The following is a 20535-nucleotide window of genomic DNA, read 5'->3' as shown; positions in this document are numbered from 1 at the left end:
CCGCCCACGGCTTCCGCCTCGACGCTCAACGTCCGCTCCGATCCTCTACTAGCGGCCCAGACCGCCGCACACACCCCAATGGGCTGCATTGGAAACCGTCGCTCGACGCCCCGTACGCACCCATTCCGACACAGACTCTCACCAGGCACTGTCAGTGCATGAGTCAAAGAGCAAGATCCGCTGCGTACAACACTCGCAGCTCGTCCGCGACCCGCTTCGAAGCGGGCGGCCGTCCCTGAGCCGGGCCTGCCTTCGCCCGGGCTGTCGGACGATCGGCCGCCGTAGTCGGCTCCGGCAGCGGAACCGCCGGTTCATGCCCAGCGGGCTCCGCTTCTTCCTCATCTTTCTCGTCCGGCACCACTGCCCGTGGGGGCACGTCCAGAGGGCTGGGGACTTCGTCCTCAGCCGTGGAAGCCTGTTCTTGGAGCAGCTTCTCGAAGGAAGCCGTCAGCGGCCCCCCGGCCGCTGACGGCGGAGCGCCTGCGGTGGTGTGCGAAATCAACGCCAGCCTGGCGGTCGCCGGGGCGGTGCCGGAATCGGCGAGGATCCCGGCGCACGCCTTGGAGACGTCCGCGAGAGATGGTCGGTCTTCCGGCTCGTGCGCGAGCATCGACCCGAGCAGGGGCTCCAGCGCTGCAGGTACACCAGAGAGGTCCGGTGCGATGTCTGCGTTGGTGACCTGGGCTGCGATGGCTTCCCAGCGTGTCCCGTCGTATGGATAGTGGCCGGTAGCCGCGTACAGCAGGACCGTGCCCAGTGCGTAGACGTCCGCTGCCGGGGTCACCTGCGGACGACCGCTCGCTTGCTCCGGCGGCATGCACCGCACCGTGCCGATGATCATGCCGCTGTGCGACAACGTCTCCTGAGAGGTGTCCATGAAGGCGCCGAGACCAAAGTCGATGATCATCGGCCCGTCGCTGCCGAGGATTACGTTCTGAGGTTTGAGGTCGCGGTGCAGCAGACCAGCGGCGTGCACAGCCGCAAGACCCTCAGACAGCAGCGCGCCGAGGCTTGCCACCAGCGGGAGAGGGAGCGCGCCGTCAGTGTCTATGCAGGCCAGCAGCGTGCGGCCGGCCACGTACTCCATGGCGAGCCAGGGCTGGTCAGCGTACGGGTCGGCGTCCAGGAAGCGTGCCACCCGGTTCGTACCGATCACTGTGCGGGCAATCAGCGCTTCTTTCTCGAAGCGCGCACGGGTCACCGGATCCAGCTTGTCGTTGCGGATCACCTTCACGGCAACCGGGTCACCCGCAGGGGTGTAAGCGAGATAGACCTCGCCCATCCCGCCCGAGCCGAGCTCCCGCGCCACCGTGTAGCGACCGATCCGCGTGGGTACCCCGCTCATCCGTACCGACTCACCTTTCCGGTGCGCCTCACCCGATCGGCGCCGTTCCCGGGGCTACTCTAATCGGCCAAAAGGCCAGGCTGGGGGCCTTTCGGCGTGATCAGGGCACGAGGGAGACGAGCCTGGCCGGATCTCGCGCCTCGCCGTGCCTGCGGCAGACCATGCGGCGGGGCGGTTTCGACGTTCTCGGGGTAACAGCGGCCTGGCTGAGGCGGCACAGGACGGCAGAAGTTTCTGTCGCTTCGACGTGCCCTTCCGTGACCACCGGGGACTCCCCGATAGCGGCGGTGGCTGCTCGCCAGCGTCGCGACCGTCCGAGGCCTCGCTGCGTCCTCTCCTCAGGATTGGTCGAGTGGGGCGGAGGACAGTCTCGCGGACATCCGAGGCGTGAGGCGAGGGCGCAAGTGTCCGGGAGGTTGCTGATCTCTGTCTCCCCGCAGCCACCGAGTACGCCGAAGGCAATGGACGGTACGTATGCCCTATTTGCGTAAGCTGCCCTCCGGAAACTGGCAGGCCACGGTCAGGAATCGTGCTGGCAAGCGGTTCAGCCAAACATTCCCTTTGCGCTCGCAGGCCCGCTGCTGGGGCTTGGATGAAGAAGCGAAGATCAGGCGAGGTGCGTCTCCGTGTCACCGGGCCAGCAAGATCAAGTTTATGCAGTGGCACGACCGCTGGTGGGAGGCCCGATTGGTCGGGCCTCAAACGCTCAGGGGCGATGCCTCGTGCATCCGCACCCACCTCACGCCGTACTGGTCGGACTGGGAAGTGCGTGCGATCTCGAGGCTGGACGTGCAGGCCTGGGTCCGGAGGCTTGTCGTGGACGGGAAGGGTCCGTCGGCCATCCGGCGGGCCTACAACCTGTTGTCCTCCATCATGCGAGCGGCGGTGGACGAAGAGCTCATCACGGTGACGCCATGCCGGCGTATCGCTCTGCCGCCGGAGGCGGTGAAGCCGCCGCAGTGGTTCACGATCGCGCAGGCCCAGGCCATCCTGGACGAGCTTGACCAGCCGTGGCAGACGATGGTGCTGCTTGCCTTCTATACCGGCCTTCGGTGGGGCGAGCTCGCCGGCCTGCACGGGCACCGCATTGACTGGCGGCGCGGCCGCTTGTTCGTGGTGGAGGTCAATACAAAATCGGGGATCAAGGAGTATCCGAAGACCTCCAAGAGCTGCCGCGAGGTTCCGATTCCTGATCACGTCCTCGACGCGCTGGCCCGACACATGCACGACCGCGACCGTGAGGGCGTCGTCTTCACCACCGTCACAAAGGGACGGTCAGGCCGGCTCCTTGACGACGGCAACTGGCGGGCCCAGGCATGGTGGCCCGCGATGAGGCGGGCGCACTCCATGGACGCTGACGGTGCGCTGGTGCGCGTCCCGCAGTACCCGCCGCACTCCACCCGCCATACATGTGCGTCGTGGCTCGTCCAGAAGGGCGTCTCGCTCTACGACGTCCAGCACCTACTCGGCCACGAGAGCTATCAGACGACACAGCGGTACGCACACCTCGCCCCGGGCGCTCACCAGGCGGTCATTGGAGCCTGGGAACGACTGGACTCCCAGTTGGTCGTCCCAACGGGGGCGGTAGTGCCCGGCGCCAGCTCAGCGTGATCAGGTAGGGAGCCTGCGGTGGCCTGGTTCAGAGGCGGTGATGCGTGGACACCACCGCGTCAGCCAGCTTGGTCTCCTGCTGCCTGCCAGGCATCGACGAGCGCGCCCACGGACGGCAGTCGATTCTGCGGCTCAGGTGCGGTCGCCTGCACGATGACAGCCAGCTGGGCCGGGGTTCCGCGCCACTGCGTCTCCTCATCGCCGGCGTCGAGGAGGAGGCGCAGTGCCCGGCCCAGGTTGAAGACCGTGGTGCGGATGTCGATGAGCGAACCCCGGACGAACTCCTCGGGCGCCATGTAGCGGCTGGAGCCGGCGAGCCGGTCCCCCTCCAGGGTGAAGGGGCCGGGGCGGTACTCGTCCAGATCGCAGAGCATCATGCGTTGCTGATCGAAGTCGTAGAGCATGCAGCCGTCGTACAAATCCACGGCTACATATCCAGCATCTTCGACAGCCAGATGGGCGTTGAGCAGCGCTTCCAGAGCGATATTGATCTGGGCGAGCGGCTGGGCCCTGAACCGTGCCAGGGGGCTGCCGGGAACGGCGCGTCCGCCGTGGCGTGACCGGGTCGGGTGGTAGAGAACCTCACCGCTCGTCCACGGATAGACAAGCACAGGGCCGATGTCCGTCGTGAAGGAGTGCGCCAAGGCCACGATGCACGGATGTGAGATGGCATTGTGAACGGCCATCGCCCTGTCCAATGACGGGACGGCTTCGGGTGCCGACGCGGTCTTCACGAACCAGCGCTGTCCCGATGCCTGCAATCCGTAGGAGGTGCAGCCGGAGTCTTGATCGTCGAACCGCTGGAACACGGTGCCCAGCCGGGCCAGCAGAGGCTCGAGCGCCGGGACGTGAGTAACGTCCTCGAACGGGTGCGTCTTCATTTCCGGAATGCTGTCAGTTTGCGTGCAGGTCCGCAGTGATATCGGTTAATGCGATGTCTGGCTGGCGATCGGCGCTAATGGATCTTTTGCTGCTCCAGCCACTTGAAGACCTCGGTCTTCTTGTAGAGGACCTTCGCGTTCCTGCCTCGGCCGAGCTTGTAACCCTTCAGGCCGAGCTTGGCGGCCTCCTTGTACACCCAGCTCGTGGACATATTCAGCATGGTTGCCACCTCGGACGTGTTCATGAGCACGGGCTCGACGGCGCGCCTCCCGTGGGGCCCGTCTGCTGCCGTGTTTGTTCTGCCGAGGGGCGTCTGCGGATCTATGGGCAAGGATCTCCTTCGGTTTGGCGGCCACGCCGATCCGGAATGGATCGGCCTGCAGTCCGGCAGGCGGCGGCAGGGTTAGGTGCACCCAGTGGGCGCCCTGTCGTCGTGCGGACTACAGCAATGGTCACGAGAATCCCCGGTTTGGCTAACCGGGGATCTGCCGTTACCTTGCTCCGCCGTTCGGGTCCGGTGATTGCTGTGGCGATCCGAGGGCAGCGTCATCCGGGCTGGGGGTACTGCGCTTCTCAGAGCTGGGGCCGCCGCCAGGTGGCCCCCGGGGTGTACTGACTGGCGACCTGCTCGCGTGGCTCCGGTCACAGTGAACGTGGTCCTAGTGGCTGCCGAGGGTCGTTGCGTAGGCTGGCGTCGTCGTCGCGGCGGGGGAGTGGGTGAGGCTCCTCAACCCCTCCGAAGTCGGCTGACGGCGAGTCAGAAAAGTCAGCAATTGGTCAGCATCAGTCCTCAAAAACATGGGGGAAGCTGACCAAACTTGCGACTCGTTGTAGGGTAGGGAAACCGCACTTGACCTGCAAAAACGCAGGCAGGGAGCATAGATCCAGGAGTACCTCGATGATGCGCACCATGTTCAAGTCCAAGATCCACCGGGCCACCGTCACCCAGGCCGACCTGCACTACGTCGGGTCCGTCACCGTTGACGCCGACCTGCTGGACGCCGCCGACCTGCTCCCCGGGGGAGCTCGTCCACATCGTCGACATCACGAACGGTGCGCGGCTGGAGACCTACGTCATCGAGGGCGAGCGCGGATCCGGCGTGATCGGGATCAACGGCGCCGCCGCGCACCTCGTGCACCCCGGCGACCTCGTCATCCTCATCAGCTACGCACAGGTCGAGGACGCCGAGGCCCGGGCCTTGAAGCCGCGCGTCGTGCACGTCGACGCCGACAACCGGATCATCGAACTGGGCTCCGACGCCTCCGCGCCGGTACCGGGCACGGACCAGCGCCGCAGCCCCCACGCCGTGGCCGTCTGAAAAGGAGTCGGGGACATGCCGGAGAGCCCGGGAACGCCGATCGAGTTCCAGGACGAGCGCGAGGCCGGGCGGCTGCTGGCCGTCGAGGACGGGACGGCGGTCGGGTACATCGCGTACTTCGTGCTTGCCGGGCCGCCGCACGCCCTGGTGGCCGTGCACACGGTCGTCGAGCCGGGCCACGAGGGCAGGGGCATCGCCGGGGGGCTGGTGAGGACGTTCTACGGACTCGCCGGGGCCGAGGGCGTGCCCGTGGTTCCGCTCTGCCCGTACGCGGCGAGCTGGGCCGCCAGACACCCCGACGAGGCGCCCGCCGCCCCGGACGAGGTCGTGGCGGCGGCGAAGGCGCAGCTGGTCGCGGGCTCCGACCGGCGGTGACCGTCCCCGGCCTGACCCTGCTGCACACCTCGCCCGTGCACGTCCCCGTCTTCGACGCCCTGGCCGACCGGCACCACCCGGGGGCCGTCCTGCGGCACCTGGTGGTGCCGGAGCTGCTGGACCGGGCCCGCGCCGACGGGCCCCGGTCGGTGGCCGCGGCCCTGCGCGAGCTGCTGGCCGCGGCCGGACCGCACCCCGTGCTCGTCACCTGCTCCACCATCGGGGCGACCGCGGAGGCGCTCGGCCCCGCCCTCGGTCTCCCGGTGCTGCGCGTGGACCGGCCGATGGCGGCCGCAGCCGTGCGGACCGGCCCGCGCATCGCGGTACTCGCCGCCCTCGCGTCGACGCTCGCCCCGACCGCCGCACTGCTCGCCGAGGAAGCGGGCGGGCGGCCGGTGTCGGTCGTCACCCACGTCGTCCCCGGTGCCTGGGAGGCCTTCGAGGCGGGGGACACAGCCCGCTACCTCTCCCGGGTGGCGCAGGCCGCCGACGCCGTCACCGGTGCGGACGTCATCGTCCTCGCCCAGGCCTCCATGGCCGGCGCCGCCGAGCTGGCCACGACCGCCACCCCGGTGCTCTCCAGCCCCCGGCCGGGCCTCGCCCACGCCCTGACGACCGCGCCGTAGCCCCGGCGGCCGAACGGCGGCGCGTACCGGGCGCGATCCGGGGAAGGTGGGGTACATGGTGCGAAACATCGAAGCGACCCAGCCGCCGGCCCCGGAGCCGGACCCGACGCCGGCCCCGACCCCGTTCCCGGAGCCCGAGCCGATGCCGCGCCCGGCGCCGCCCGTGCCCGGTCCCGTTCCGGAGCCCGACCCGGTGCCCCCGCCGCCGGGGCCCGCGCCGACACCCCAGCCCGGGCCCTGGAGCTGAGCCGGGGCGTCAGTCCGTGCGCACCTCGGAGCGGTCGCCGCTCCAGAGGGTGTGGAACGATCCCTCCCGGTCGGTCCGGCGGTAGGTGTGCGCCCCGAAGAAGTCGCGCTGCCCCTGGGTGAGGGCCGCCGGGAGCCGCTCCGCGCGCAGCGCGTCGTAGTACGCCAGTGACGCCGCGAAGGCCGGGACCGGGATGCCCGCGCCGACCGCCGCCGTGATGACGGAACGCCAGCCCTGCTGCGCCGCCCCGATCTCCTCGGCGAAGCGCTCGTCCGCCAGCAGGCTCGGCAGGTCGGGCCGGGCGTCGTAGGCCGCGCGGATCCGGTCGAGGAACGCCGCCCGGATGATGCACCCGCCGCGCCACAGCGAGGCGACCGCGCCCAGGTCCACGTTCCAGTCGTACTCCTCGCTGCCGGCCCGGATCTGGTGGAACCCCTGCGTGTACGAAACGATCTTCGAGGCGTACAGCGCCTCCTCCACCTGCGCGGCGAACGCGTCCGCCGCCTCCGGCGACAGCGAGGCGGGCACGGGGCCCGCGAGGCCGCGGGCGGCCGCGCGCAGACCGGCGTGTCCCGACACGGCCCGGGCGAACACGGCCTCGGCGATCCCGGAGACCGGGACGCCCAGGTCCAGGGCGATCTGCACGGTCCAGCGGCCGGTCCCCTTCTGCTCCGCCGCGTCGGCCACGACGTCGACGAACGGCCGCCCGGTCGCGGCGTCGGTGTGGGCGAGCACCTCCGCCGTGATCTCGATCAGGTACGAGTCCAGACGGCCCCGGTTCCAGTCCCGGAAGGTCTCCGCGATCTTGGCGGGGGAGTAGCCGGCGACCTCGCGCAGCAGGTGGTACGCCTCGGCGATGAGCTGCATGTCGGCGTACTCGATGCCGTTGTGCACCATCTTGACGAAGTGTCCGGCGCCGTCGGGGCCGATGTGGGAGGTGCACGGCGTGCCGTCGGCGGCCTTCGCCGCGATCTTCTCCAGCAGCGGGCCGAGGGACGCGTACGACTCCTCCGAGCCGCCCGGCATGATGCTCGGCCCGAGCAGCGCGCCCTCCTCGCCCCCCGAGATGCCCACGCCCACGAAGTGGATGCCCTGCTCGCGCAGCTCACGCTCGCGCCTGCGGGTGTCCTCGAAGTGCGCGTTCCCGCCGTCGATGATGACGTCGCCCTCCTCCAGGAGCGGGGCGAACTCGTGGATCACGGCGTCGGTCGGCTCACCGGCCTTCACCATGATGACGATGCGGCGGGGGCGCTCCAGCGCGTCGACGAACTCCTTCGCCGATTCGGCGGCCACGAACGCGCCCTCGTGGCCGAACTCCTCCACCAGCGCCGTGGTCCGGGCGGTGGTGCGGTTGTGGACGGCCACGGTGAAGCCGTTGCGGGCGAAGTTGCGGGCGAGGTTGCTGCCCATGACTGCGAGGCCGGTGACGCCGATCCGGGCCGTGCTGGTGCTCATCTGTGCGCTCCTGCGTGCTTCGGTGTGCGGGCTGTGACCGACGCTACCCCGCCACCGCCCCCACGGCGCCGCGGCCCGTCGGGGGATTGTCAAGTTCCGCTGAAGAGCGCCCCGTTGCTCCCTTGTCATGCAATGATCCCGACGTTACGTTGTGCGATTCCTGATGTCTTCGATGGGGGCTCCCATGGGCGTACGGGGCCGGCACCGCCGGTATCAGCCGAGCAGTATCAACCGGGCCTCACTGGCCGTCACCGCCGGGGGCGCCGGGATCGCGCTCCCGCTCATGGGGGCCGGAGTCGCCGACGCCGCCTCGGTGGACACCTGGAACAAGGTCGCCGCCTGCGAGTCGACGAACAACTGGCGCATCAACACCGGCAACGGCTACTACGGCGGACTGCAGTTCAGCCAGAGCACCTGGCGCGCCTTCGGCGGCACCACCTACGCCCCGCGCGCCGACCTCGCCACCAAGGACCAGCAGATCGCGGTCGCCGAGAAGGTGCTCAAGGGCCAGGGGCCCGGGGCGTGGCCCCACTGCGGCAAGGGGGCCGGGCTCACCCGCGGAGGCCCGTCGCCGGTCCTCGCCGCGCACGTTCCCGCACAGGCCGCCGCACAGCCCGAGGCGCGTTCGCAGCCCCGGACCCAGGAGGTGCGCACGACCCCGGTGCAGGGGAGCGCGCCTCGCCCCACCGGCACCTCGGTCCTGCCCAACCCGTACGTCGTCGCTCCGGGCGACTCCCTCTCCGCGATCGCCACCGAACAGCACGTCGAGGGCGGCTGGCAGGCGCTCTACGAGACCAACCGGGCCGTCGTCGGCGACAACCCGAACCTGATCTTCCCCGGCCAGCGCCTGACGATGCGGGTCACCGCCGCTCCGCCGGCCCCGCCCGCGCAGAACCCGGAGAAGCCGCCGCGCACCGCCGAGCCGGTCAAGCCCGCCGAGCCGGCCGCGGAGAAGCCGGCGGAGAAGCCCGCTCCGAAGCCGGTGGAGAAGCAGGCTCCCAAGCCGGCGGAGAAGCCCGCCCCGAAGCCCGCCGGGAAGTCCGACACCCAGCCCGCCTCAGCGCAGCAGAAGCCCGCCGCGGGCGGGTTCTCCGCTCCCGTCGACGCCGCCCTCGGCACGGCCTACCGCGTCTCGGGATCCTCCTGGTCCAGCGGCTACCACACCGGCGTCGACTTCCCGGTGGCCACGGGCACCACCGTCAAGTCCGTCGGACCCGGCCAGGTCGTCTCCGCCGGCTGGGCCGGCGCCTACGGCTACCAGGTCGTCATCCGGCACACCGACGGCCGGTACTCCCAGTACGCCCACCTCTCGGCCCTCGGCGTGAAGGCCGGCCAGCAGGTCTCCGGCGGGCAGCGCATCGGCCGCTCCGGCTCGACCGGCAACAGCACCGGTCCGCACCTGCACTTCGAGATCCGCACCGGACCCGGCTACGGCTCCGACATCGACCCGTTGAAGTACCTGCGCGGTCACGGGGTCCGCATCTGACCCGCGCGCGTGCGGCGGCACGGCCGTGAGCAGGACCAGGCCGGCCGCCGCCAGCACGGCGCTGGCCAGCGCCGCCGCCGTGCCCGCGGCCCCGTGGCGGAAGCCCTCGTCGAAGAGCGTGACGCCCACGGTCGCCGCGACCACCGGATTGACCACCGTCACCGTGGCCAGCGGCGCCGTCAGCCCCGCGCCCCGGTAGGCCGCCTGCGACAGCAGCAGCCCGGCCGACGCCAGCACCGCGATCGCCGCCAGGTCCACCCACAGGCCGGCCGGCGCACCCGCCTCGACGTTCTCCGCGACCGACTTGGTGAACACCGAAGCCATACCGAAGGCGGTACCGGCGGCCGCGGCCAGCAGCACGCTGTGCAGCACCGCCCGGTGCATCCGGTGCGCCGCCAGGAACAGCGCCGTCACCGCCGCCCCGGTCACCGCGAACAGCAGGCTGCGCTCACCGTCCGCCAGCGACTGCTCGGCCCGCCCCGCCCCGCCGGTCAGCGCCAGCAGACCGGCCAGCCCGACCGTGGCCAGCACCGCGCCGCGCCACGCCGCCGCGCCCGCCCGGCGCCGTACGAAGACGGCCGCCATCGGCAGCGCGAACACGATGGTGAGGGCCCCCAGTGGCTGAACCAGGCTCAGCGGCCCGTACGCGAGCGCCACCACGTGCAGCAGCGCACCGAGGCCGTTCAGCCCGACCGCCACCCACCAGCCGCCGCGCCGCAGCGGCGCGTACCGCCGGTCCGGCGTGCTCGCGGCGACCCTCTCCTGGACGATCGCGCCGCCCGCGTACGCCACGGCGGACACGAGGCAGAGCAGGACCGACAGCGCCAGTGCACTCATAAGCTCCACAATGCCCGACCCATCTGCGCTATTCCTCCGCCCACAGGTGGTCACGAGTCATACTCCCGACGTAGTACGGGAGTACGCAGAGTGGCCCCTCCAGCTGCGCAGCGCCACCCCTGCCGTGCCCCACGGTCACTGCTTCGATCCGTACGGTGACGGCTCGTTCGCGCTGCGGGAGGTGTCCGAGGACGGGTTTGGCTCGGGGCGCGTGGGATCCGTACAGTTTCCCTTTTGAGGACCTCCGCAGCAGGCGGATGCGGACGAGTGATCAAGGAACGGCAGCGGCCATGACGGTGACCGAGGACAGCCACGACCAGGTTCAGGCCCACGGACCGGGCATCGACCCCGAGCGGCTGGCGCTCTGCCTCGACGTGCTCGCCGAACTGGACACCATCGACGTCGACCACCCGGACGCCATCGCCGTCCGCCGCGCCACGGCCGGTGTCTACCGTACGGTCAAGCAGCGCCGCCGCCAGGAGCGCCGCGCCGCCAAGACCGCCAACGACAAGGCCGTCACCGAGGCGACCGCGACCGGCTCCGCCGAACGCATCGACGACGAGACGGAGGGCATCCTGCCCTCCTCGGTCACCGAGGCCGGCCGGATCGCCGGGATACTCCAGCGCCCGCGCTCCTGCTACGTGTGCAAGACGCGCTACGTCGAGGTCGACTACTTCTACCACCAGCTCTGCCCGGGCTGCGCAGCCGAGAACCGCGCCAAGCGCGAGGCCCGCGCCGACCTCACCGGCAAGCGCGCCCTGCTCACCGGCGGCCGGGCCAAGATCGGCATGTACATCGCGCTGCGACTGCTGCGCGACGGTGCCCACACCACGATCACCACGCGCTTCCCCAAGGACGCCATCCGGCGCTTCAAGGCGATGGAGGACTCGGCGGACTGGATGCACCGCCTGGAGGTCGTCGGGATCGACCTGCGCGACCCGGCCCAGGCGGTGGCCCTCGCCGACCAGGTGGCCGCGGCGGGCCCGCTCGACATCCTGATCAACAACGCGACGCAGACCGTACGCCGCCTGCCCACCGCCTACGCGGCGCTGGTCGAGGGGGAGTCCGCCCCGCTGCCCGCCGGTGAACTCCCCGCCCACCACGTCATCGGCGCCTTCAACTCCGGCGCGGTCGACGGACTGGCGGCGCTGCCCGTCGGCGTGAGCGGACTGGAGGCGCAGAAGGTCGCCGACCTCGCGCTCGTCGCGGGCAACGCCAGCCTGGAGCGGCACCTCGCCGGCACCGCCATCGACGCCGGAGGCCTGCTGCCCGACGTCGTCGACAGCAACACCTGGGTCCAGACCATCGACCAGATCTCCCCGGTGGAGCTGCTGGAGACCCAGCTGTGCAACTACACGTCGCCGTTCATCCTGATCAGCGCCCTCCGTCCGGCCATGGCGGAAGCGGCCCGCAGGGCCGCGGGCGGGCGCGCCTACGTCGTCAACGTCTCGGCGATGGAGGGCGTCTTCAGCCGCGGCTACAAGGGTGCCGGACACCCCAACACCAATGCCGCCAAGGCCGCGATGAACATGGTGACGCGAACGAGCGGCCAGGAGATGTTCCAGACCGACCGCATCCTGATGACCTCGGTCGACACCGGCTGGATCACCGACGAGCGCCCGCACTTCGACAAGCTGCGCCTAGCCGAGGAGGGCTTCCACGCCCCGCTCGACCTGGTCGACGGCGCGGCCCGCGTCTACGACCCGATCGTGCGCGGCGAGGCCGGCGAGGACCTGTTCGGCGTCTTCCTCAAGGACTACGCCCCGGCGAACTGGTAGTCCCCGGCCCTCGCCCCGGCCTGGCCGCAGGCCCCCGGCACCTACGGCGCGCTGCTGAGCGGCCCCCTCGGACGACCGAGGGGGCCGCTCGCGTTCCCGGCTCTCCGGGGCGCCCCGGCCGCGACCAGCTCCAGCAGGGGGCGCCAGTCCTCCAGCACGCCCGCGTCCGGGCCGCAGGCCGCCGCGGCCTCGCGGGCATGGCGCAGGGCGGCCACCGCGTCCGCGTCGTCGTCCGGGCGGCGGACCCCCTCGGCCCCGCCGCCCGTGCCCGCCGCCCCGGCCGACGCGTGCAGCCGTACGAGCCGGGCCACGCGCTCACCCAGCAGCGGACGCACTGCCTCCGCTGCGAGTACGGCGTGTCGCGCTCCGTCACCCGGACGGAGCAGCCGTCCGACATCGTGGAGCAGGCCCGCGAGCTGCAGTTCCTTGTCGGCCGGATGGGAGCGCCGGAGCAGTGCCGCCGTCCGCAGGGCGCGCTCGTCCTGGCCGCCCCGCAGCAGCTCCATCAGCTCAACCACACTTGTGACGTACGGCACTTCGGCCTCCGGCACCCCGGACCTCGACACCGCCGACCCCCTCCGTCGCGCCTCGCGCATCCGGGTCCGAGCACACCACCCGTGACGTGCCCGCCGACCGACGACTTGCTGAACTCGGGACGAAACTAAGAGGGCGAAGCGGATTTTGCCTTCCTATCGAGCGGAGGTCCGCTCATATGTGTACCCTGGGGCATCAAGACGGCCCCCATCCGGGCCGCGCTCCACTAAGGCGCCACCGCGTCCGGAACCCTTGATCCCTTGCCCGGCCTGCGGTCAGCCTGCCGGGTTACGCGACACAGAGGAGTGCGCGGTGACTGAAAAGACGCAGCCCGAACCGAAGTTCATGGAGCGCACCGGACCGCGCGCCAAGAAGCGGACCGACGAACTCGGAAACCTGGAGGTCTGGGCGCGCTCCGCCCCGATCCGGCTGGCCGGGTACGAGGACGACCTGGCGGAGGCCCACATCCTGCAGGGCGTCGACTAGTCCGCCAGTCCGCGCGGCCCGGGCCAACGTGACCGGTCCGCCCTGACCGGTCCGCAACTGCCGTACTCACGCGCAGAGCGGTGACGAGCGCCCCCTCGTGCCCACCCGCACCGGGGGCGCTGCCCGTCCCGCTACGCCCTGAGCGTCATCGCCGAGAGCGATCACCGCTTCCGCGGCCCGGCCCGCCGGTCCAGGGTGATCGCATGAAGCTGCTGATGCTGGGTGGTACCGAATTCGTCGGACGCGCGATCACCGAGGACGCCCTTGCCCGGGGCTGGGAGGTGACCGTCTTCCACCGGGGGCACCACGCGCCCCCACCGGGGACCCGTGCCCTGCACGGCGACCGCGATGCCCCCGGGGGCCCGGCCGCCCTCGCCGAGGGGGAGTGGGACCTCGTCGTCGACACCTGGGGCGGCGCCCCGACGGCGGTGCGCGACAGCGCCCGCCTGCTGAGCGGCCGGGCCGGACGGTACGCCTACGTCTCCAGCCGTTCGGTGTACGCCTACCCGGCCCCCGCCGGACAGGGCGAGGAAGGACCCCTCGTCGGGGGTTCGCCGGACGCCGCCGCCACCGCCTACGCCGAGGACAAGCGCGGCGGCGAACTGGCCGCGCTGGACGCCTTCGCCGACCGCGCCCTGCTGGTCCGCGCCGGACTGATCCTCGGCCCCTACGAGAACGTCGGACGGCTGCCGTGGTGGCTGAACCGCATCGCGCGCGGCGGCCCCGTGCTCGCCCCCGGCCCGCGCGGCCTCCCGATCCAGTACATCGACGTGCGCGACCTCGCCCGCTGGACCCTGGACGCCGCCGAGGCCGGGCTCGGTGGCCCCTACAACCTGGCCTCCCCGACCGGGCACGCCACCATGGGCACCCTCCTCGACGCGTGCGCCGCCGTCACCGGCGGGCACGCCGAGCTGCGCTGGACCGACCCGGCGCCGATCCTCGAAGCCGGCGTGGAGCCCTGGACCGAGCTGCCGGTGTGGCTGCCGGAGGGCGAGTCGTACGACCACATGTTCGGCGGGGACGTGACCCGGGCGCTGGAGGCCGGTCTGACGTGCCGCCCCGTCGAGGAGACCGTGGCCGACACCTGGACCTGGCTGCGCACCCTCGACGGCCGGGCGCCGCAGCGGGCCGACCGGCCGGCTCCCGGACTCGACGCCGGACGGGAGGCCGCACTACTCGGGCTCTGACAGGCGGGCGTCCGCGAGCCGGGTCGGCGGGAGGTACTCGCGCACGAGCGTGCGGTGCCACCACGCCCCCGTTTCGCGCAGCTCCCGCCAGGTGGTGAAGCGGTAGCGGTAGAGCAGCGCGCGGACGTACACCGGCGGGGCGTCCGGGAAGGGATTGTGGCGCAGCAGCCGCAGCGTGTCCCGGTCGCCCGCCAGCAGCCGCTCCACGAAGGGTCCGAACCAGTCGCGCGCATAGCCGGGGGAGATCGCCGCGAACCACATCAGCCAGTCCAGGCGCAGGTGGTAGGGGGCGAACTGGCGCGGCAGCCTGCGCGGTTCGCCGGCCTTGCCCCTGAAGCCGTACTCCCTCCAGTCGCCGCCCTCGCGCGGCACCCGGTCCGCGGTGCCCTCGACGGCCACCTCCATCCGGACCCGCCCGACCGAGCCGAAGGCCCCGTAGCTGTTGACCAGGTGCAGCGCGTCGAAGGACCGGTTCATCACCTGGCGGCGCGAGACCATGTTGCGCACCGGGTGGCGACTGAGGGCGAGGACCAGGGCGGTCACGGCGCAGACCAGGACCATGAACCACACGGGGGCCGGCCGGGAGGCGGCGGCCGGGGGCGGCCCCGCGAGGCCGGTGAAGTCCACGGCCGACACGGCGAGGGTGATCGTCAGCCAGTTGAGCCAGGCGAAGTTCCCCGACAGCACCAGCCACAGCTGGGTGGCGACGACGGCCCCCGCGGCGTACGAGGCCACCGGCTGCGGGGTGAACAGCAGCACGGGGACGACCAGCTGCGTCACGTGGTTGGCCGCGCACTCCACCCGGTGCAGCGGTTTCGGCAGATGGTGGAAGAACCAGCTGAGCGGCCCGGCCATGGGCTGCGTCTCGTGGTGGAAGTACAGGCAGGTCAGTTCGCGCCAGCAGGGATCCCCGCGCATCTTGATCAGCCCGGCCCCGAACTCCACCCGGAAGAGCACCCAGCGCAGCAGCCACAGCACCAGCACCGGCGGCCCGGCCCGGGCGTTGCCGAGGAACACCGCGAGGAACCCGGCCTCCAGCAGCAGGGACTCCCAGCCGAAGGAGTACCAGGTCTGGCCGACGTTCACGATGGAGAGGTAGAGCGCCCACAGCGCGGCCCACATCCCCATGGCGGCGGCCAGCGGCACCTCGTCCCCGGCCCCGGCGGCCAGGGCCGCGGCCAGTGCGGCCCCGGCCCAGGCGCAGCTCGCGAAGAGCCGGTCCGAGTAGCGCAGTTGGAACAGGCTCGGGGCGCGCCGGAAGGGCACGTACCGTACGTAGCGCGGTACGGGCAGCATGCCGTGCGCCCCGATCAGGGCCCGGAACTGCAGGGCGGCCCCGACGAAGGCGACGAGGTAGACGCCGGCCAGGGCCCGCTGGAAGACCAGCCGGGCGAGCCAGTACCCGGGCGCCGTGAACCAGTCCATCGCCTCCAGTATCCGGCCTGCCGGACGGCACGGGCCAGCCGCGCGGCACACACCCTCCTTGAACGCGTTCAGAGGACGCTCGGGTTGCGGCTCCGTCGCGGATGCGGCAGACAAGAGGAAGTAATCGGGGCGAAAAGGGAGAAATTCGTGAACGGACCGTCACTTCCGACACCTCGTCAGGCGTCGCGTCGTCAGGCACCGGCCGGGGCCGCCCTCTTCGCCCTGCTCGGGCTGCTCGCAGCGGCCTGCGGCGGACACGAGGAGCCGACCAGCGCCGCCGGCCCGGAGAGCCAGGAGGTCTACCTCCAGCCGGTGGCCAACGTCGGCCCCGACCCCTTCACCTCCTCCTCGGCCACCGCCGAGTCGGCCCCCGTCCAGCCGCCGCTGCCCAACCCCACCGGTCAGGGCATCCGCACCGTCAACGCGGCCACCCCCGGCCTCTACGGCGGCACCCAGCGGCTCGGCAGCTGCGACGTCGAACAGCAGGTCAGCCACCTGACCGAGGACAAGGCCAAGGCCGGGGCCTTCGCCGAAGCGGTCGGCATCAAGGAGGCGGGCATCCCCGACTACCTGCGCGGCCTGACCCCCGTCGTCCTGCGCGCCGACACCCGCGTCACCAATCACGGCTTCCGCGGCGGCCGCGCCACCGGCTACCAGTCCGTCCTCCAGGCGGGCACCGCCGTCCTCGTCGACGAACACGGCATGCCCCGGGTCCGGTGCGGCTGCGGCAACCCGCTCGGCGCCCCGCGCGCGGCGAAGGGGAGCCCGGTGCACAAGGGCGACGCCTGGAACGGCTACCAGCCCAACCAGGTCGTCGTCATCGAACCCACCACCCACGTGATCAACAACCTGGTGATCGTCAACATCGCGGACAACACCTGGATCGAGCGCAAGCGCGGTGACGACGGCGCCCAGGACCGGACCCCGCAGGCCCTGCCCCCGTACGACCCGGCCGACGGCATCCCGAACGGCCCCGCCCTCCCGTCCGGCGCCGCGTCGCCCGGGCCCTGCCCGAGCACCTCCGGGTCCGGCCAGGCGGACTGCCCGTCGAACCCGTCCACCCCGAGCGCGCCGGGCGGGAACGCCCAGCAGAACCCCGCCGTGCCCCTGCACCCCTCCACCCGGCCCCGCCAACCCGAGCAGCCGCAGCAGCGGCCCCCGTCGGACGTCCCCTCCGGCGAGTCGACGCAGGACCCGGTCGAGCCGGCGCTCCCGCCGTGGCCCGGCGGATCGACGACGCAGCCCGGCGACCCCCAGGACCCGTACGCCGATCCCTACGCGAACCCCGACACGGATCCGAACGCCGACCCCTACGCCGATCCGTACGCGAACCCCTCCGCCGATCCCCAGGCCGACCCGGACCTGATGCCGACCACCGACCAGGGCCATCCGCTGGAGAGCGCCTGACCGGCCCGTGTGTCATGGTGGACCGGTGCCGACCACCGTATCGCTGCCGGACGACTGGCCCGCACACCCGGACCGGTCGCTCTCGCTCAACCGCATGGGAAGTTTCGACTGGGACCTGGTCACCGGTCTCATGCACATGGACGAAGCCGCCCTCGACGTCTTCGACACCACCCCCGACGCGTACGACGGCCGGCCCGAGTCGCTCTCCCCGCGCGTCCCCCCGGCCGAGTCGGCCCGGCTCGACGCCATGGTCTCCTCCGCCCTCAAGAGCGAGGTCGACAGCTACGGCGCCTACTTCCGCATCCGCTGCCGGGACGGGCGGCTGCGCTGGACGCACACCCAGGGCCGTGTCCTGCGCGATCCGGACGGGCGGCCCCACCGGATCATCGGGATCGTCCGGGACGCGACCGAGGAACTCAGCCACTCGGCGGAGCGTCTCGGGCTCGACGAGGAACGGCGCCGGCAGACCTCCGTGGTCGAGAGCACCACCGCCGCCCTCGCCCACGCCCGGACCGTGCAGGACGTCATCGACGCGCTCGGCGACGCCCACGGCCTGGAACGGCTGGGCTCGATGGGCATGGTGATGGGCCTCGTCGAGGCCGGCCGGATCCACCTTGTGGCCGAAGGACCCGAGGGCAGCTTCGTCCCCGGGACCCGCTACACCCGCATCGACGAGCAGTACCCCATGAGCGAGGTCGTCCGCTCCCTCCAGCCGCGCTTCCTCGACTCGGCGGAGGAGTTCGCCCAGGACTACCCGGCTCTCTGGGCGAAGATCTCCTCCATGCAGATCTCGGCGGCCGCCTACCTGCCGCTCATCGCACAGGCCCGCCCGATCGGCGCCATCGGACTGCTGTACCAGGACAAGGACGGCTTCACCCAGGAGGAGCGCAACCTGCTGGTCGCCCTCGGCAGCAGCATCGCCCAGAGCCTCCAGCGCGCCATGCTGCTCGAACAGGAGCACGACCTGGCCGAGGGCCTCCAGCAGGCCATGCTGCCCCGGCGGATCCCCGCGGTGCCCGGCGGGGAGATCGCCGTACGGTACCGCTCCGCCCGCATGGGCCAGGACATCGGCGGCGACTGGTACGACGTCATCCCGCTCCCCGGGGGCCGGGTCGGAGCCGTCATCGGCGACGTCCAGGGCCACGACACCCACGCGGCCGCCGTCATGGGCCAGCTGCGCATCGTCCTGCGCGCCTACGCCGCCGAAGGGCACTCGCCGGGCACGGTCATGGCCAGGGCCTCGGTCTTCCTCCACGAACTGGACACCGAACGCTTCGCCACCTGCACCTACGTGGAGGCCGACCTCTCCACCGGAGTGCTCCAGGTGGTCCGCGCCGGCCACATCGACCCGCTGCTGCGGACCCGTGACGGGGACTGCCACCGGCTGCCCGTGGGCGGCGGCATGCCGCTGGGCCTCTCGGCGGAGTTCGGCCGGCTGGAGTACCCCGTGACCACGGTGGAACTCGATCCGGGCGAAACGCTCCTGCTGTGCACCGACGGACTGGTCGAACACCCCGGCGCCGACCTCGACGACGGGATGCACCTGCTGACCTCCCACATCCGCGGCGGCCCCGCCGACCTGCAGCTCCTCGCCGACCGGCTGTGCGAGATCGTCACCGAGCGCGGCGGCGACGACGACATGGCACTGCTCCTGCTGCGCCGCCGGCCGGCACCCGCCCCGCCCGGCGGCGGCCGGCTCCAGCAGCACGTGGCCCCGGGCGACCCCGAGGCCCTGGTGGCCGCCCGCCACATGATCGGAGCCGCGGTGCGCGCCTGGGGCGCGCGGGAACGGGCCGACGAGATCGAGCTGGTCGCCGACGAGCTGATCGTGAACGCGCTCATGCACACGGACGGCCCCGCCATCGTGACCCTGCGCATCCTGGCGGGCCACCAGCGCCGGCTCCGCGTCGAGGTCGCCGACCGTTCCAGCGCCCTCCCGCGCCGCCGCGAGGCGGGCGACGCAGGCGTCTCGGGCCGGGGCCTGATGCTCGTGGACCGCCTGGCGGACGTCTGGGGCGTGGAACCCCGCGGCAGCGGCAAGTGCGTGTGGTGCGAGTTCGTCATGGGTTAGGGGGTGTCCGGCGGATCATGGCCGGGCCCGGCCCGCCCGGACTGTCCGACCTTGATCCGCCGGACACCCCCTGAAGATGGCTTCCGCCGGAGCGGGGCCGGGTTGGAAGACCGGGTCGCCTCACGAGGTTCCGTTCCCGGCTCGCGTTCCGCCCGGGGCGGCGGCAGGCTGGGACCATGCCGGAGCTGCCCGAGGTCGAGGCCCTGCGCGAGTACCTCGACGAACACCTCACCGGGCGGGTGGTCGAGCGCGTCCTCCCGCTCGCGGTGAGCGTGCTCAAGACGTACGATCCGCCGCTGACCGCCCTCGAAGGGCAGCCGGCGGGAGCGGTGGCCCGCCACGGGAAGTTCCTCGACCTGCGGATCGGCGAGCTCCACCTCGTCACCCACCTGGCCCGGGCCGGCTGGCTGCGCTGGCAGGAGTCCCTGCCGGCGCAGCCGCCGCGGCCCGGCAAGGGCCCGCTGGCGCTGCGCGTCGTACTGGACGGCGGTGACGGCTTCGACCTCACCGAGGCAGGAACCCAGAAGCGGCTCGCCGTGTACGTGGTCCACGACCCGCAGGAGGTGCCCGGCATCGCGCGGCTCGGCCCCGATCCCCTCGCCGAGGACTTCGACCGGGACGCCTTCGCCGCGCTCCTCGCGGGGGAGCGGCGCCAGATCAAGGGCGTCCTGCGCGACCAGAGCGTGATCGCCGGCATCGGCAACGCCTACAGCGACGAGATCCTGCACGCAGCCCGGGTCTCGCCGTTCAAACTCGCCTCCTCCTTCGACGAGGAGCAGGTCACCCAGCTCCACGCCGCGGTCCGGGACACCCTGCGCGAGGCGGTCGGCCGGGCGCACGGGGTCGCCGCCGGGAAGCTCAAGGCCGAGAAGAAGAGCGGGCTGCGCGTGCACGGCCGGGCCGGGGAAGCGTGCCCGGTGTGCGGGGACACGATCCGCTCGGTGTCCTTCGCCGACTCCTCCCTGGAGTACTGCCCCACCTGCCAGACCGGTGGGAAGCCGCTGGCCGACCGGCGGCTCTCACGCCTCCTCAAATAGCGGGGCGCTGCGTAGACTCCGGCACCATGGCCGAGGAGCAGCAGCAGTCGCCGCCCCGGCGGGAGGTCGTCACCGGGATCCCCCGGGGCGCCCGCCGCCGTGCGCCCGCCCACACCCCGGCCCGCTCGGAGATCTCCGAGCAGACCACCCTCGGGGCGACCTACGTACGGGCCCTCGTGCGCAGCCAGCTGCGGGCGGGCCTCGGGGCGCTGGCCGCTCTGATGGCGCTGGTGGGCTCGCTGCCGCTGGTGTTCGCGGCGCCGCGGGCGAGGCCGGGCCCGCTCGTCTGGCTGGTGCTGGGGCTGCTGGTGTATCCGGTGATGTGGCTGATCGCCCGGTGGTACGTCCGCCGGGCGGAGCGCAACGAGGCCGATTTCACGGGCCTGGTGATGGATCCGGCCGATCGCTCGTAGCCGCCTGGAGCCGA

At 71.9% G+C, this 20535-nt stretch carries 17 protein-coding genes and 2 pseudogenes; 12 read left to right on the top strand and 7 right to left on the bottom strand.

The genetic code is table 11. From position 1 onward, the window contains the following. Positions 1-163 precede the first annotated feature (163 nt). Positions 164-1345, bottom strand: a complete 1182-nt coding sequence (locus AC2RP6_RS07010) for a serine/threonine-protein kinase (RefSeq protein WP_486445393.1) — start codon at positions 1343-1345, stop codon at positions 164-166. A gap of 654 nt (positions 1346-1999) precedes the next feature. Between AC2RP6_RS07010 and AC2RP6_RS07005 the strand changes: the two genes are divergently transcribed. Beyond that, on the top strand, positions 2000-2956 hold the full coding sequence (locus AC2RP6_RS07005) for a tyrosine-type recombinase/integrase (RefSeq protein WP_486445392.1): 957 nt from the start codon (positions 2000-2002) through the stop codon (positions 2954-2956). 59 nt (positions 2957-3015) lie between these two features. Here AC2RP6_RS07005 and AC2RP6_RS07000 read toward each other — a convergent pair whose 3' ends face one another. Together AC2RP6_RS07000 and AC2RP6_RS06995 are read right to left on the bottom strand one after the other, a co-directional pair. Beyond that, a complete protein-coding gene (locus AC2RP6_RS07000) occupies positions 3016-3837 on the bottom strand; it encodes a protein kinase family protein (protein WP_486445391.1) in 822 nt (273 codons plus the stop codon). Positions 3838-3911: 74 nt separating this feature from the next. Next, positions 3912-4082, bottom strand: a complete 171-nt coding sequence (locus AC2RP6_RS06995) for a helix-turn-helix domain-containing protein (protein WP_078909523.1) — start codon at positions 4080-4082, stop codon at positions 3912-3914. A gap of 654 nt (positions 4083-4736) precedes the next feature. Between AC2RP6_RS06995 and panD the strand changes: the two are divergent. From panD to AC2RP6_RS06980, 3 genes and pseudogenes are all read left to right on the top strand, one after another. Beyond that, positions 4737-5157, top strand: a pseudogene (gene panD, locus AC2RP6_RS06990) (aspartate 1-decarboxylase). A 15-nt stretch (positions 5158-5172) separates the two neighbouring features. Continuing rightward, positions 5173-5532 (top strand): GNAT family N-acetyltransferase, encoded by a 360-nt coding sequence (locus tag AC2RP6_RS06985; protein ID WP_486445390.1) that lies wholly within the window; start codon positions 5173-5175, stop codon positions 5530-5532. Beyond that, complete coding sequence (locus AC2RP6_RS06980) at positions 5529-6158, top strand: aspartate/glutamate racemase family protein (RefSeq protein ID WP_486445389.1); 630 nt, start codon at positions 5529-5531, stop codon at positions 6156-6158. Before AC2RP6_RS06985 ends, AC2RP6_RS06980 begins: the two co-directional genes overlap by 4 nt. Before the next feature lie 256 nt (positions 6159-6414). Here AC2RP6_RS06980 and gndA read toward each other — a convergent pair whose 3' ends face one another. After that, positions 6415-7860, bottom strand: a complete 1446-nt coding sequence (gene gndA, locus AC2RP6_RS06975) for an NADP-dependent phosphogluconate dehydrogenase (RefSeq protein ID WP_486445388.1) — start codon at positions 7858-7860, stop codon at positions 6415-6417. A gap of 184 nt (positions 7861-8044) precedes the next feature. Here gndA and AC2RP6_RS06970 point away from each other — a divergent pair, with 184 nt between their 5' ends. Next, entirely contained in the window at positions 8045-9346 is a 1302-nt protein-coding gene (locus tag AC2RP6_RS06970) for a transglycosylase family protein (RefSeq protein WP_486450245.1), read from the top strand. 24 nt (positions 9347-9370) lie between these two features. Here the strand turns inward: AC2RP6_RS06970 and AC2RP6_RS06965 are convergent. Next, positions 9371-10183, bottom strand: a pseudogene (locus AC2RP6_RS06965) (DMT family transporter); the annotation flags it as partial. Positions 10184-10473: 290 nt separating this feature from the next. On the opposite strand from AC2RP6_RS06965, the gene AC2RP6_RS06960 reads away from it, so the two are divergent. Beyond that, a complete protein-coding gene (locus AC2RP6_RS06960) occupies positions 10474-11961 on the top strand; it encodes an SDR family NAD(P)-dependent oxidoreductase (RefSeq protein WP_486445387.1) in 1488 nt (495 codons plus the stop codon). Positions 11962-12002: 41 nt separating this feature from the next. Here the strand turns inward: AC2RP6_RS06960 and AC2RP6_RS06955 are convergent, their stop codons facing one another. After that, entirely contained in the window at positions 12003-12467 is a 465-nt protein-coding gene (locus AC2RP6_RS06955; protein WP_486450244.1) for an HD domain-containing protein, read from the bottom strand. Positions 12468-12807: 340 nt separating this feature from the next. On the opposite strand from AC2RP6_RS06955, the gene AC2RP6_RS06950 reads away from it, so the two are divergent. Together AC2RP6_RS06950 and AC2RP6_RS06945 are read left to right on the top strand one after the other, a co-directional pair. After that, positions 12808-12981, top strand: coding sequence for a hypothetical protein (locus AC2RP6_RS06950; RefSeq protein ID WP_486450582.1), 174 nt, complete (start codon positions 12808-12810; stop codon positions 12979-12981). Positions 12982-13184: 203 nt separating this feature from the next. Then, positions 13185-14168: an NAD-dependent epimerase/dehydratase family protein gene (locus AC2RP6_RS06945; RefSeq protein ID WP_486445386.1), complete on the top strand. Its 984-nt coding sequence runs from the start codon at positions 13185-13187 to the stop codon at positions 14166-14168. Here the strand turns inward: AC2RP6_RS06945 and AC2RP6_RS06940 are convergent. Beyond that, positions 14154-15593, bottom strand: a complete 1440-nt coding sequence (locus AC2RP6_RS06940) for a lipase maturation factor family protein (protein WP_486445385.1) — start codon at positions 15591-15593, stop codon at positions 14154-14156. The genes AC2RP6_RS06945 and AC2RP6_RS06940 overlap by 15 nt on opposite strands. Before the next feature lie 147 nt (positions 15594-15740). On the opposite strand from AC2RP6_RS06940, the gene AC2RP6_RS06935 reads away from it, so the two are divergent. From AC2RP6_RS06935 to AC2RP6_RS06920, 4 genes are all read left to right on the top strand, one after another. Then, the gene (locus AC2RP6_RS06935) at positions 15741-17000 is read left to right on the top strand and encodes a DUF6777 domain-containing protein (RefSeq protein WP_486445384.1); all 1260 of its coding nucleotides are present in this window, start codon (positions 15741-15743) and stop codon (positions 16998-17000) included. Between the two features lie 7 nt (positions 17001-17007). Next, the gene (locus AC2RP6_RS06930; protein WP_486445383.1) at positions 17008-19071 is read left to right on the top strand and encodes a SpoIIE family protein phosphatase; all 2064 of its coding nucleotides are present in this window, start codon (positions 17008-17010) and stop codon (positions 19069-19071) included. Positions 19072-19247: 176 nt separating this feature from the next. Beyond that, positions 19248-20108: an Fpg/Nei family DNA glycosylase gene (locus AC2RP6_RS06925; protein ID WP_486445382.1), complete on the top strand. Its 861-nt coding sequence runs from the start codon at positions 19248-19250 to the stop codon at positions 20106-20108. Between the two features lie 26 nt (positions 20109-20134). After that, entirely contained in the window at positions 20135-20521 is a 387-nt protein-coding gene (locus AC2RP6_RS06920) for a hypothetical protein (RefSeq protein WP_486445381.1), read from the top strand. Positions 20522-20535: the final 14 nt, after the last annotated feature.

Source organism: Streptomyces sp. WAC03905 (assembly GCF_057371075.1).
This window is presented reverse-complemented; position numbering and strand designations above follow the sequence as displayed.

Bases quoted from the DNA above. Each gene is read 5' to 3' on its own strand.
- AC2RP6_RS07010 (WP_486445393.1), bottom strand. From the start codon at position 1,345: ATGAGCGGGGTACCCACGCGGATCGGTCGCTACACGGTGGCGCGGGAG.
- AC2RP6_RS07005 (WP_486445392.1), top strand. From the start codon at position 2,000: ATGCAGTGGCACGACCGCTGGTGGGAGGCCCGATTGGTCGGGCCTCAA.
- AC2RP6_RS07000 (WP_486445391.1), bottom strand. From the start codon at position 3,837: ATGAAGACGCACCCGTTCGAGGACGTTACTCACGTCCCGGCGCTCGAG.
- AC2RP6_RS06995 (WP_078909523.1), bottom strand. From the start codon at position 4,082: ATGAACACGTCCGAGGTGGCAACCATGCTGAATATGTCCACGAGCTGG.
- AC2RP6_RS06985 (WP_486445390.1), top strand. From the start codon at position 5,173: ATGCCGGAGAGCCCGGGAACGCCGATCGAGTTCCAGGACGAGCGCGAG.
- gndA (WP_486445388.1), bottom strand. From the start codon at position 7,860: ATGAGCACCAGCACGGCCCGGATCGGCGTCACCGGCCTCGCAGTCATG.
- AC2RP6_RS06970 (WP_486450245.1), top strand. From the start codon at position 8,045: ATGGGCGTACGGGGCCGGCACCGCCGGTATCAGCCGAGCAGTATCAAC.
- AC2RP6_RS06960 (WP_486445387.1), top strand. From the start codon at position 10,474: ATGACGGTGACCGAGGACAGCCACGACCAGGTTCAGGCCCACGGACCG.
- AC2RP6_RS06955 (WP_486450244.1), bottom strand. From the start codon at position 12,467: ATGGAGCTGCTGCGGGGCGGCCAGGACGAGCGCGCCCTGCGGACGGCG.
- AC2RP6_RS06945 (WP_486445386.1), top strand. From the start codon at position 13,185: ATGAAGCTGCTGATGCTGGGTGGTACCGAATTCGTCGGACGCGCGATC.
- AC2RP6_RS06940 (WP_486445385.1), bottom strand. From the start codon at position 15,593: ATGGACTGGTTCACGGCGCCCGGGTACTGGCTCGCCCGGCTGGTCTTC.
- AC2RP6_RS06925 (WP_486445382.1), top strand. From the start codon at position 19,248: ATGCCGGAGCTGCCCGAGGTCGAGGCCCTGCGCGAGTACCTCGACGAA.
- AC2RP6_RS06920 (WP_486445381.1), top strand. From the start codon at position 20,135: ATGGCCGAGGAGCAGCAGCAGTCGCCGCCCCGGCGGGAGGTCGTCACC.